The 13,165-nt window shown below is 63.4% G+C and carries 9 protein-coding genes and 1 pseudogene; 9 read left to right on the plus strand and 1 reads right to left on the minus strand.

Annotated features, from left to right (window positions below; all coding sequences use genetic code 11):
* Window positions 1-114: 114 nt before the first annotated feature.
* The 9 genes and pseudogenes from IPM20_01285 to IPM20_01325 all read left to right on the plus strand — a co-directional run bounded on the left by IPM20_01285 (window position 115) and on the right by IPM20_01325 (window position 11,977).
* Window positions 115-1,140 (plus strand): tetratricopeptide repeat protein, encoded by a 1,026-nt coding sequence (locus IPM20_01285; GenBank protein ID MBK9130266.1) that lies wholly within the window; start codon window positions 115-117, stop codon window positions 1,138-1,140.
* 140 nt (window positions 1,141-1,280) lie between these two features.
* A complete protein-coding gene (locus IPM20_01290) occupies window positions 1,281-4,160 on the plus strand; it encodes a 2-oxoglutarate dehydrogenase E1 component (protein MBK9130267.1) in 2,880 nt (959 codons plus the stop codon).
* Window positions 4,157-5,370 (plus strand): annotated as a pseudogene (gene odhB, locus IPM20_01295) (2-oxoglutarate dehydrogenase complex dihydrolipoyllysine-residue succinyltransferase). The gene IPM20_01290 and the pseudogene odhB overlap by 4 nt, the downstream one beginning before the upstream one ends.
* 161 nt (window positions 5,371-5,531) lie before the next feature.
* Window positions 5,532-7,025: a dihydrolipoyl dehydrogenase gene (gene lpdA / locus IPM20_01300; GenBank protein MBK9130268.1), complete on the plus strand. Its 1,494-nt coding sequence runs from the start codon at window positions 5,532-5,534 to the stop codon at window positions 7,023-7,025.
* Window positions 7,026-7,370: 345 nt separating this feature from the next.
* Window positions 7,371-8,543: an ADP-forming succinate--CoA ligase subunit beta gene (gene sucC, locus IPM20_01305; GenBank protein ID MBK9130269.1), complete on the plus strand. Its 1,173-nt coding sequence runs from the start codon at window positions 7,371-7,373 to the stop codon at window positions 8,541-8,543.
* Window positions 8,540-9,412, plus strand: a complete 873-nt coding sequence (gene sucD / locus IPM20_01310; GenBank protein ID MBK9130270.1) for a succinate--CoA ligase subunit alpha — start codon at window positions 8,540-8,542, stop codon at window positions 9,410-9,412. Before sucC ends, sucD begins: the two co-directional genes overlap by 4 nt.
* Window positions 9,413-9,578: 166 nt before the next feature.
* Window positions 9,579-9,791: a DUF4160 domain-containing protein gene (locus tag IPM20_01315; GenBank protein ID MBK9130271.1), complete on the plus strand. Its 213-nt coding sequence runs from the start codon at window positions 9,579-9,581 to the stop codon at window positions 9,789-9,791.
* Window positions 9,751-10,011: a DUF2442 domain-containing protein gene (locus tag IPM20_01320; protein ID MBK9130272.1), complete on the plus strand. Its 261-nt coding sequence runs from the start codon at window positions 9,751-9,753 to the stop codon at window positions 10,009-10,011. Before IPM20_01315 ends, IPM20_01320 begins: the two co-directional genes overlap by 41 nt.
* Window positions 10,012-10,159: 148 nt before the next feature.
* Window positions 10,160-11,977, plus strand: coding sequence for an AAA family ATPase (locus tag IPM20_01325; GenBank protein ID MBK9130273.1), 1,818 nt, complete (start codon window positions 10,160-10,162; stop codon window positions 11,975-11,977).
* Window positions 11,978-12,057: 80 nt separating this feature from the next.
* On the opposite strand, the gene IPM20_01330 is transcribed toward IPM20_01325, so the two are convergent.
* Window positions 12,058-13,086 carry an AraC family transcriptional regulator gene (locus IPM20_01330; protein MBK9130274.1) on the minus strand — a complete coding sequence of 343 codons (1,029 nt, stop codon included), beginning with the start codon at window positions 13,084-13,086 and terminating at the stop codon, window positions 12,058-12,060.
* Window positions 13,087-13,165: the final 79 nt, after the last annotated feature.

The following is a 13,165-nucleotide window of genomic DNA, read 5'->3' on the forward strand; positions in this document are numbered from 1 at the left end:
ACACTGCGGCGGTCAGCCGATACAGGGAATCATGCGGCAAACCGTTCCACTTCATGATAATTGTGTGAGATGATCCCCGTGCACAGCCCGGTCTCTATGGATGAGAAGACTTCGATGACAGGAACAGTCAAAAACCTGATATCGCTGTCCAAGCGCGCCTATTTTCTGCTGGAGCGGCGCCGGTATCGCGAGGCGGAGAAGGCGTTTCTCGAGGCCTACGAGATGGACAACGGCAACGCCTACGTGCTGGTGGGGCTGGGCGACGTCTGCCGCAAGCTGAAAAAATTCGAAGACGCGATCGGCTATTACCAGCAGATCCTCGAGATCGATCCCAACAACGTCTTCGCCCTCCGCGGCATGGGCAACGCCTACCGCGGCCTGCAGTCCCCCGAGCAGGCCATCCTGTTCTGGGAGCGCTACCTCAAGTGCAATCCCAACGATTCCCACGTCATGGTGCGGCTGGCCGACTCGCTGCGCAAGCTGGACAAGACGGAGCGGGCGAAGGAGCTGTACCTCATCGCGCTGAAGAACGGCGGCAACGACAAGTTCTCCTTGCTCGGACTCGGCAATCTGTATTACAAGGCCGGCGACGACGATCAGGCGCTGATCTACCTGGAGAAGTTCCTCAAATTCGACTCCGGCAACGTGGCCGTGCTGACGATGATCGGCAACATCTACCAGCGCCGCAAGGAGTTCCATCGCGCCGCCGGCTTTTTCGAGCGCGCGCTCGAATCGGACCCGGAGAACGCCTTCGCCCTGTACGGACTCGGCAACTGCAAGCGCGGCCTGTCCCAGCTCGAGGAGGCCATCGCGCTGTGGCAGCGCGTGCTGCGCCAGGAGCCACACAACCAGAACCTCTACACCCGCGTGGGCGACGCCCTGTTGACGCTCGGGGATGTCGACCAGTCGCGATTCTATTACCAGAAGGCGCTCGACATCGGTTACGACCAGTACGCGCTGCTCGGTCTGGCCAATCTGCATCTGTGCCAGAAGCATTACGACGACGCCCTGCGCAGCTGCGAGCAGATCCTGCGCCATGACGAGGGCAACCAGCGCGTGCTGAAGATGCTGGTCAAGATCTACGAGGGCCGCGGCGATCACGCCCGGGCCGAGCAGGTCCGCGCCCGCATGACCCACTGAGTCCTCCGCGAGTACTCACACCCCTTTCCCCGCGCCGTGACGGCGCACCACCCGGGAGTGCGCCCGGGCATGGCATCAATATTGCCTGACGATAGCCGCACCGTGGGCCGAGACGGCCCGACGGAGTGGGGCGATATTGCATGGGCGATCTGGCAAAATCCAAAAAAAAGCCTGATTGGGGAGCGCTTTCTCCGCTCAGCGCCGGCAATGCCGTCTATCTGGAGCTGTTGTACCAGCGCTATCTGGAAGATCCCGCCGCACTGGAGCCCGACTGGCGTCAGTATTTCGACGCTTTCGCGCACACCAATGGCGGACCGGAGGTCGCGCCGTACCCCGCCGCCGTTCGCGGTCCCGCCCGCGATGAAACCCGCCCCCGGACCGAGACGCCGCTGTCGGCGTCACCACAGGATTACGTCTACGCCAACAAGCAGTCCCGCGTCTACGCGCTGCTCGACGCCTATCGCCAGCATGGCCACCTCGCAGCCGCCTGCGATCCGCTCGGGCTGCGCGAGATCCCGCCGGTTCCCGAACTCGACCATGCGCACCACGGCCTGGGCGACGCCGATCTCGGCGCCGCGTTCGCCTGCCAGGGTCTCGGCGGGCGCGAGCGGGCGACCCTGGCCGAGATCATCGAGATGGCGCGCACGGTCTACTGCGGCCCGCTCGCGAGCGAGTATGCCCACGTGGCCGACACCCGCGAGATGCACTGGATACGCGCGCGCCTGGAGGGCGCGGACTACCGCCGGGACTGTCCGGCGGCGACGCGCCGGCATCTGCTGCAGCGCCTCACCGCCGCCGAGGCGCTGGAACGCTATCTGCACAACAGGTACGTCGGACAGAAGCGCTTCTCGCTGGAAGGCGCGGAGGCCCTGATCCCGCTCCTCGACGAACTGATCCAGCGCGGCGGCGCGGCGGGCCTGCAGGAGATCGCCATCGGGATGGCGCACCGCGGCCGCCTCAATGTGCTGGTCAACATCATGGGCAAGGCGCCCGCCGACCTGTTCCTGGAGTTTGAGGGCAAGACCGCGCACAACGGCGTCGGTTCCGGCGACGTCAAATACCACATGGGTTTCTCGTCCAATATGGACACGCCGGGCGGACCGGTGCACGTCGCGCTGGCCTTCAATCCCTCGCACCTGGAGATCGTCTGCCCGGTGGTGGAGGGCTCGGTACGCGCGCGCCAGGAGCGACGCCGCGACCGGGACGGTTCGCAGGTGGCCTGCGTGCTGATCCACGGCGACGCCGCCTTCTCCGGGCAGGGCGTGCTGATGGAGACCTTCAACATGTCGCAGTCACGCGGCTACTCCACCAAGGGCACGCTCCACATCGTCATCAACAACCAGATCGGTTTCACCACCAGCAACCAGAAGGACGCGCGCTCGACGCTGTACTGCACCGACGTCGCCAAGATGGTCAACGCGCCCATCCTTCACGTCAACGGCGACGACCCGGAGGCCGTGCTCGCCGCCGCGCGCCTCGCGCTCGACTACCGCATGGAATTCCGCAAGGACATCGTCATCGACCTGGTGTGCTACCGGCGCCACGGCCACAGCGAGGCGGACGAGCCCGCCGTGACCCAGCCCCTGATGTACCAGCGCATCCGCGCCCATCCCACCACGCGCGAGCGCTACGCGCAACGGCTGATCGATGTGGCGGTGCTCGACCCGGCCGCGGACGGCGCCATGATCGAGGCGTATCGCGCCGCGCTCGACGCCGGCGCCTGCGTGGTGCCGTATCTGAGCCGGGACACGGACATCGTCGTCCACGGCAGCATCGACTGGGAGCCCTTCGTGCGCGGCGACTGCGCCGTGGACGTGGACACCCGCGTCACGCTGGAGACGATCCGCGACCTCAGCGCACGGCTCGGTCACCTGCCCACCGGTTTCGAGCTGCATCCCGGCGTGGCGAAGATCTTCGACAACCGGCGCAAGATGGCCGCCGGGGCCCTGCCGATCGACTGGGGCGGCGCCGAGATCCTGGCCTACGCGACGCTGGTCGAGGCCGGCTTCGGCGTGCGCCTGTCCGGCCAGGACAGCGGGCGCGGCACCTTCTTCCACCGTCACGCGGTGGTGTACTGCCAGAAGGACGATTCCGCCTATATCCCGCTGCGCAACCTGTCGGACACGCAGGGCAACTTCCTGGTCACCAATTCCCTGCTGTCGGAGGAGGCGGTGCTCGCCTTCGAGTACGGCTATTCCACCACCGACCCGAAGACGCTGGTGATCTGGGAGGCGCAGTTCGGCGACTTCGCCAACAACGCGCAGGTGGTGATTGACCAGTTCATCGTCGCCGGCGAACAGAAATGGAACCGCCTGAGCGGCCTGGTCATGTTCCTGCCGCACGGCTATGAGGGGCAGGGCCCGGAACACTCCTCGGCGCGGCTCGAGCGTTACCTGCAGCTGTGCGCCGAACACAACATCCAGGTCTGCGTGCCGACCACGCCGGCGCAGATGTTCCACCTGCTGCGCCGCCAGATGCTGCTCGACTGCCGCAAGCCGCTGGTCGTCATGACGCCGAAGAGCCTGCTGCGCCACAAGCTCGCGGTCAGCGCGCTCGAGGACCTGACGCAGGCCGGCTTCCAGCGCGTCATCGACGACGTGGACACGCCCGATCCGGCCGGGGTGCGGCGGATCGTGCTGTGCAGCGGCAAGGTCTATTACGACCTGTTGGAGAAGAAGCGCGGCGACAGCCGCGCCGACGTCGCGCTGGTGCGCGTCGAGCAGCTCTATCCGTTTCCGCAGGGCGAACTGGCGGCGGTGATCGCGCGCTACGACCGGGCGCGCGACTGTGTGTGGTGCCAGGAGGAACCGATGAACCAGGGCGCGTGGTACGCGATCGAACACCACCTGCGCGAGGCCAGGGGCGAGTTGCCGCTGCTCTACGCCGGCCGCCCGGCCTCGGCCGCGCCGGCGGTCGGCTATCCCTTGCTCCACATCAAGCAATTGTGCGCGCTGGTGGACGCGGCCTTCGGGTCGCCGGCTGGCGGGGACGTGATTCCGCTGCATAAGGACATCGCATGAATACCGAGATCAAGGTACCGGGCTTTCCCGAATCCATCACCGACGGCACCGTCGCCGCCTGGCACAAGAAGCCGGGCGAACGGGTGAGGCGCGACGAGTCGCTGGTGGACATCGAGACCGACAAGGTGATGTTCGAAGTGCCGGCGCCGCAGGACGGTATCCTCGGCGAGATCCTGCAGCCGGAGGGCGCGACCGTGCGGGTGGGCCAGGCGCTGGGACATATCGTGCCGGCCACGGAGGCGCCGGCAGCCGCGGCGCCCGCGCGCGTCAACGGCGAGGAGCGGCCCGTGACCCCGATCGTCATGCCGGCCGCGCGCCGGATGATCGAGGAGCATGGCCTGGCGGCGGAGGCCATTCAGGGCAGCGGCAAGGGCGGCCGGGTGCTGAAGGAAGATGTGCAGCGCGCGCTCGAAGCACGCTCAGTCGCGCCGGTCTCGCGCACGACAGAAGCCGATGCGCAGCCGGAGCCTGTCGCGCAAGCCATCGCGCTTGCCGCCGGGAACCCTGACGGGCGTCCCGAACAGCGTGTGCCGATGACCCGTCTGCGCGCGCGCATCGCCGAGCGCCTGATCGAGGCGCAGCAGACGGCGGCGATCCTCAGCACCTTCAACGAGGTCAACATGCGGCCGGTGATGGACCTCCGTCAGCGTTACCGCGAGCGTTTCGAGAAGGAGCATGGGGTCAAGCTCGGCTTCATGTCGTTCTTCATCAAGGCCGTGGTCGAGGGCCTGAAGAAGTTTCCAATAATCAATGCCGCGATCGACGGCCGGGACATCGTCCACCACGGCTATTACGACATCGGTGTCGCCGTGTCCTCGCCGCGCGGGTTGGTGGTGCCGATCATCCGCGACGCCGACCGCATCGGCATGGCCGAGATCGAGCGCCGCATCGCCGCCTATGCCGACAAGGCGAAACCGGCACGCTGGCGCTGGAGGAGATCAGCGGCGGCACCTTCACCATCACCAACGGCGGCGTATTCGGCTCGCTGCTGTCCACGCCGATCATCAACCCGCCGCAGAGCGCGATCCTCGGCATGCACAAGATCCAGGACCGCGCGGTGGTCGAGGAGGGCGCCGTCGTCGCGCGCCCGATGATGTACCTCGCCCTGTCCTACGACCACCGCCTGATCGACGGCCGCGACGCCGTGCAGTTCCTCGTCGCCGTCAAGGAGTCGCTGGAAGACCCGGCGCGGATGCTGCTGGAGATCTGATCGAGCGGGAATGGGGACGGATTTGAAATCCGTCCCCTTTGTGGGCAGGCGGGGACAGATTTGAAATCTGTCCCCTTTACCTAAATCCGTCCCCTGTTTGGGTTGAACGGGGACAGATTTATAAATCTGTCCCCTTACTTCGCCCCATGCAACGGAGAAATATGAACGACCGTTATGACGTCATCGTGATCGGGGCCGGGCCGGCGGGGTATGTGGCGGCGATCCGCGCCGCGCAGCTCGGGCTGTCGGTGGCCTGCGTCGACGACTGGACCGATGCGGCGGGCGGGCATTCGCTTGGCGGCACCTGCCTCAATGCCGGCTGCATCCCGTCCAAGGTGCTGCTGGAGGCATCCGAACTCTACGACAAGGCACGCCATGAATTCGCCGAGTACGGTGTCAGCGTGGACGGCGTCGGGCTCGATCTCGCGGCCATGATGGCGCGCAAGGACCGCGTCGTGTCCGAGCTGACGCGCGGCATCGCCGGCCTGTTCGAGGCCAACGGCGTCCAACGCATCACCGGGCGCGGCCGGCTCTTGTCCGGCCGCCGTGTGGAAATCACTTCAGATCAATCGCAGGCGCCGCAAATCCTCGAGGCCGGGCACGTCATCCTCGCGACGGGTTCATCGCCCGTGCGGCTCGCCGTCGCGCCGCTGCATGAAGATCTCATCGTCGATTCCACCGGCGCGCTCGCCTTCGACGCCGTGCCGAGGCGCCTGGGCATCATCGGCGCCGGCGTCATCGGGCTGGAACTCGGCGCGGTCTGGAAGCGCCTCGGCGCCGAGGTCGTGCTGCTGGAGGCGCAAGCGGAATTCCTGTCGATGTGCGACCGCCAGGTCGCGCAGGAGGCGCTGCGCCAGTATCGCAAACAGGGCCTCGACATCCGCCTCGGCGCGCGCGTCACCGGTTGTACGGTGGAAGGCGGCCGGGTCGGGATCGCCTATCAGGACGACGCGGGCGAGCACTCTGAAACGGTGGACCGCCTGATCGTCGCCGTCGGCCGCCGGCCCAACAGCGACGGCCTGTGCGCGCCCGATGCCGAGCCGGTGATCGACAGCGGCGGTTTCATCCACGTCGACGCGCACTGCCGCACCAGCCTGCCGGGCGTCTACGCCATCGGCGACCTGGTGCGCGGGCCGATGCTGGCGCACAAGGGTTCGGAGGAGGGCGTCATGGTCGCCGAGCGGATCGCCGGTCACACGGCGCGCGTTAATTACGACGCCATCCCGTCCGTCATCTACACCCGCCCCGAGATCGCCTGGGCCGGCATGACCGAGCAGGCGCTGAAGGCGGTCGACCGGCCCTATCGCAGCGGCGCGTTCCCCTTCGCCGCCAACGGCCGCGCCCGCGCGCTGGGCGAGACCGGCGGTTTCATCAAGATACTGGCCGACGCGGAGACCGACCGCGTGCTCGGCGTCCACATGATCGGCGCGCACTGCTCCGAGCTGATCGCCGGCGCCGTGCTCGCGCTCGAATTCGGCGCCAGCAGCGAAGACCTCGCCGCCACCATGTTCGCCCACCCGACCCTGTCCGAGGCCCTGCACGAGGCCGCGCTCGACGCCGGCGGCCGGGCCATCCACCGGGCGTCCAATAAACATAAGAAGGGGACAGATTTCAAGTCTGTCCCCGACCCCATCTACCAAAGGGGGCGGACTTAAGTCCGTCCCCATCCACGTCAATAGGGGACGGATTCGGAGAGCCGGGGACAGATTTATAAATCTGTCCCCATGCATGGATTCCCACTGCAAGAGGGGACGGATTTTCCAATCCGTCCCCGCGTTCGAAACCGCTACGGCATCTAAATGTAGCCTGGATGCAGGCGCGCAGCGCCGGAATCCGGGGGGCGCGGTCCGATTCCGTTCCCGGATGCCGCTTCGCTTTATCCGGGCTACATGGGACATAAGGGGACGGACTTCAAGTCCGTCCCCTTAGGTATTCATGCATCTGCGCCCCGCCGATTTTTTATGCTATCGTACGGCCTTTATGATCAGGCTCCGGATCGCATGAATCTCCACGAATTTCAGGCCAAGGCCCTGCTGACCGAGTACGGCGTCGCCGTGCCGGCGCATCGCGTCGTCACGAATGCGGACGAGACCACCGCCGCGCTCGATGCGCTGGGCGGGGAGGACTGGGTCGTCAAGGCGCAGGTGCATGCCGGCGGACGCGGCAAGGCGGGCGGCGTCAAGCGCGTGCTGGGGCGTACCGCGGCGCTGAGCGCGGTCCGTGCGCTGCTCGGCACGCGCCTCGTCACCTACCAGACCGGCGCCGACGGCCAGCCGGTCAACGAGATCCTGATCGAGAAGCCCTCGAACATCGCGCGCGAGCTGTACCTCGGCATGGTCATCGACCGCGCGCAGCGCAAGGCGGTGCTGATGGCCTCGACCGAGGGCGGCGTCGACATCGAGACCGTCGCGGCGAAATCCCCGGACAAGATCCTGCGCGCGGCCATCCACCCGCTGGTCGGCCTGCAGCCCTACCAGTGCCGCGAACTCGCCTTCGGGCTCGGGCTCACCGGCGAACAGATGAAGCAGTTCCAGGCGATCGCGATGGGCCTCGCGCGGATGTTCCGCGAGCGCGACCTCTCGCTGCTCGAGATCAACCCGCTCGCCGTCACTGACACCGGCGACCTGCTGTGCCTCGACGCCAAGATCAACGTCGACGACAACGCGCTCTACCGCCAGAAGCCGCTCGCCGCGCAGCGCGACCTGCGTCAGGAGGACGCGCGCGAGGTGCGCGCCAAGCAGTGGGACCTGAGCTACATCGCGCTCGACGGCGCGATCGGCTGCATGGTCAACGGCGCCGGGCTCGCGATGGCGACCATGGACCTGGTGCAGCTCCACGGCGGCCGGCCGGCGAACTTCCTCGACGTCGGCGGCACTGCCACCAAGGAGCGCGTGGCTGAGGCGTTCAAGATCATCCTTGACGATAAAAACGTGAAGGGCGTGCTGGTCAATATCTTCGGCGGCATCGTCCGCTGCGACATCATCGCCGATGGCGTGGTTGGCGCGGTGGCGGAGGTCGGCATCAAGGTGCCGGTCGTCGTGCGCCTCGAAGGCACCAACGCCGAACTCGGGCGCGACATCCTGCGCAGGAGCGGGCTGACCATTATCGCCGCCGAGGGCCTCGACGACGCGGCGCAGAAGATCGTCGCGGCGGTGAAGAAGGGCGGATCATGAGCGTACTGGTCGACAAGAACACGCGCGTCATCTGCCAGGGCTTCACCGGCAAGCAGGGCACCTTCCACACCGAGCAGGCGCTGGCCTACGGCACGCGCATGGTCGGCGGTGTCACGCCCGGCAAGGGCGGGCAGACGCATCTCGGCCTGCCGGTGTTCGACACCGTGCGCGACGCGGTGAAGGCCACGCAGGCCGACGCCAGCGTCATCTACGTGCCGGCGCCGTTCGGGCTCGATGCCATCCTCGAGGCGGTCGACGCTGGCATCCAACTGATCGTCTGCATCACCGAGGGCATTCCGACCTTCGACATGCTGGAGGCCGTGCGCTGCGTGCGCGAGGCCGGCGCGCGCCTGATCGGGCCGAACTGCCCCGGCATCATCACCCCCGGCGCGTGCAAGATCGGCATCATGCCCGGCCACATCCACCTGCCCGGCCGCGTCGGCATCGTGTCGCGCTCCGGCACCCTCACCTACGAAGCGGTCAAGCAGACCACCGAACTCGGGCTCGGCCAGAGCACCTGCATCGGCATCGGCGGCGACCCCATCCCCGGCATGAACTTCATCGACTGCCTGCAACTGTTCGAGCAGGACCCGCAGACCGAGGCCATCCTGATGGTCGGCGAGATCGGCGGCAGCGCCGAGGAAGAGGCCGCCGACTACATCAAAAGTCACGTTACCAAACCGGTCGCCGCCTACATCGCCGGCGTCACCGCCCCCAAGGGCAAGCGCATGGGCCACGCCGGCGCCATCATCAGCGGCGGCAAGGGCACGGCGGCGGAGAAGTACGCCGCGCTGGAAGCGGCGGGCGTCGTGACGACGCGCTCGCCGGCGGAACTGGGGAAGACGGTGGCGGGGTTGCTTGGGAAATAACGGTGCTGTTTATTAGCAGCCTTGGCCGTTCTGGCTAATCCATTCTGGTAGCGTCATTCCCGCGCAGGCGGGAATCCAGCCCGTAGCCCGGATGCAGCGCAGCGGAATCCGGGGATTCATTCTTATATCCCCGGATGACGGCGCTTCGCGCCGTCATCCGGGCTACATGCCCGGACCATCGGTAGCGCACACCCCTTTCTCGCAGTATCCTTTTCACGTGCATTACGGGAATGGGGAGGCCAAGTTCTGGCTCGAACCTGCTGTCGAGCTGGTCAAGAATTTCGGATTGTCCCGCGTGCAGTTGTGGGAGATTGAACAGATAATCGGGGCGCATCGCGATGAGTTCAGGTCCGCGTGGAAAGCTTACTTCGGCAGTTGAGGTCACGCATGTCTCCAGCCATGGCATCTGGCTGCTGGCGCATGGTAAAGAGCTGTTCATGTCTTATGACGACTTCCCATGGTTTCGGGATGCTCCAGTGGGGAAGGTCTTAAATGTACAGGAGCCGTCGCCCAACCATTTCTACTGGCCGGATCTCGACGTCGATCTTACGCCGGAGATCATCCAAGATCCGGAGCGGTTTCCTCTGAAATCAAAATGATCAGGTGTAGGTTGGGTAATAGGGATTATGTCTCCCTCACTAGGGGAGGGAGACATAATCGTGGTCTGTCCCCTAATGCACTTCATCAATATCAACGATTTCGTCTAATTGACTGTTATTCACCACGGCATTACTAGCAGGGAATGCAATGAGAATAGAAAAGATTACTTCGAAGAATGTTCCACCTGTCAAAGTGTTCGAAGTTGAAGCGCTTTCCGACTTGGTTGTTATCGCTGGGCCAAATGGGGTTGGCAAGACCCGCTTAATCAGTGCGATCCTGAACTACTTTCGCACATTCAGCCAACCGCAAACTTCCTTTGAAGTCGTCGCGACATGTAAGGAGGAATTGGATTCTTGGGGCAAAAGTCGACTAGTCACTACGATTGCTTCAGATGCCCAAAAGCTTCGTCAGACGCTCGAAAAGAATCAAAGGCGGAGAAACTTAAAGAGTTCAGTTATTTACTACGAGAGCGATAGAAGTATTCAAAATGTACAGCCGTTAAAATTCCAATGGGAATTTGCTGATCCATGGGAGGAGAGTATAGGTAAAGATATCTCGTTCAACCCGCTTAAGAGTCGGTGGCAAGATACTATTCACGCGATATTTAAAAAAATTCAGAGCCAAAAGAATGCCATCGCTGCTAGAGCAATTCAACTCAAGGGCGAGGGGCATACGTCAATGAACTTGGAGTTCACGGACCCCCTTGACCCTTTCCGCACCGCATTCGAAAAGCTGCTTGGCCCTAAGAGACTGATCGGAGCTGAAGTTCAGAAGCAGCAGCTTATCTACTCTGATGGGGCGCGCACAGACGACATAACATCCCTGAGTAGCGGAGAGCGAGAGGTTTTGAACATAATTTTTGATTTTCTCTTGAGGAAGCCAGCAGATTGCGTTGTTTTCTTCGATGAGCCTGAGCTTCACCTTCATCCAGAGCTTCTTCATAAGCTAATAACTACCCTGCGTTCCGTAGGAACAAACAATCAATTCTTTCTGATTTCACATTCACCTTCTGTCATCTCAGCTTCACTGGAAGACTCGGTTGTGTTCTTGACCCCGCCCAAGGTTGATGAATCCAATCAAGCGGTCGTCGTGAAGCCGGATGACTTGACCTCAAATGCGCTTCATAAGCTAGGTCAGTCGATCGGGATCGTGGCTTTGGGCCATAAAATTGCGCTAGTGGAAGGTAATGATGCAAGCTTAGATAAGCAGACTTATGGTCAGATTCTAGAGAATAGATATACCAATATAGTTCTACAGCCGGTCGGCGGAAAGGATCAACTGATATCCTTCGATGCTATCCTTGATAACATTTTAAGGCGCACGATTTGGGGGGTTGATTTCTACATGCTAGCTGATCGGGACGCGGCGCCAATCAACGTTACAGAGCAAGAGATGCGCCAAAGATCAGGTGACAAGTTTCGCGTCCTTCAGCGATATCACCTAGAGAACTACTTTCTTAATGCAAAGGTCTTGGCGGCTTGTTTCGAGGATCAGGAGCCCGCGGGCTCTTGGTTGCGTGATGAGACTGCGATTGAGGCTAGGCTGTCAGAGATTGCAGTCACGTATCTCAGTTATGCCACCTCCCTGATTGTTTCGAAACATGTACGGCTGTCCGTAGGCAATGTCAGTCTCATGCCAAAGGGCTGTGTCAACAAATCTTCTGAAGAGCTTTCGCTCATGTTCAAGGCTATCCAAGCCTGCGAGCGTCAACGGATAAACGGAGCTATGGATGATCAAGCCACAGAGACGTTAGTGCGAACTACCTATAATGAACTTGAGGCATCATTGCGAGACGGTACGTGGAAGGAAAAAATTCCAGGTAAACCCGTGCTCAGCAGTTTCGCGGGTGCGGCAAGCATACCGATTGGACGGCTCAAGGCGCTGTATATTGCGAAAAACTCCGCTGCAGGGCATGGGGTTTTTAATGAAATCGAAGATATTTTTAAGTCGTGGTCGGAAGCTTAGTCGTGCAGATATTTATGGTCAGAGTAGAAACTGGCTAGAGCGCGTCTCGTGGAGAAACGGGGTTAGTACCCTTTTATAATTCAAACTTCCTCGCCTAAGCCTGATTTCTCCGGCGCTTTACCTTGATTTTTCCGCCATACTCCAGGAGGCACGCCTACCAATCGCTTAAACGCCCGCGTAAACGCCGCCTCGGATTCGTAACCCACCTCCAGCGCGATCGAGACGATCGGCGCCCGGCTGTTCCGCAATAGATTCGACGCCACCTGCATGCGCCACTGCGTGAGATATTGCATCGGCGGCTGCCCGATCACCTGGACGAAGCGTTCGAAGAATGCCGAGCGGGACAGGGCGGCCTCGGCGGCGAGTTCCTCCACCGTCCAGGCGCGGGCGGGCTGGCCGTGGATCAGCGCCAGCGCGCGTCCCACGCTGCGGTCGCGCAGGCCCGCGAGCCAGCCGGTGCTCTGTTCGGGCAATGTCTCCACGTAACGCCGGATCGCGTCGGCGAACATCATCTCGCTGATGCGCTCCAGCACGGCCTGGCCACCCGGGCGCTGGTCGCGCGAGGCGTTGACCGCCTGCTGCATGACCTGGCTGATCCAGGCGCCGTCGCCGGCCGCGGGCAGGTGCAGCATGCGTGGCAGCGTCGCGATCAACGGGTTGAAGGGCCGCAGGTCGCAGCCAAGGAAGCCGCAGGCAATCTGGCTCGGCAGCTCCGGTGCGGCGGCTTGGTGCGTGAACTCGTTCGGTGTGTGGAACACGACGGGAATCGGCTTCGGCTCGTTGCGAGTCGAGTGGACCCAGGAGGCGGTCATGCGCACCGGCCGGATCCCGGGTGCGCTCGAGATCACGTGCGCGTCGCCCTGCGGGAACATGACGATGTCGCCGGTCTCGAGACGGATCGGCGGCTCACCGACGATCGCCGCCCAGCCGCTGCCCCGCGTGATGACGTGATATTCCATCACATGCTCGGCGCCGGGGATGACGGCCTCCGCGATCTCCTTCGCGGCCGGCGCTTCGGCCGCCCAGTCGTTCCCGAAGCTCAGGTCATAAAACACCGCGCCGCGCAGGCGCACGGAACGCAGTACATCGGACAGCGTGTCGGTGGCCATGGTCTGGGTTCCCGGACTGTGGGGCAAGTGCGGCGGACGCTCGATCAAGGCAGTCGGGAAATCCGGACGCGAGGTCAAA

The organism is Gammaproteobacteria bacterium, assembly GCA_016716465.1.
GTDB lineage: Bacteria > Pseudomonadota > Gammaproteobacteria > SZUA-140 > SZUA-140 > JADJWH01.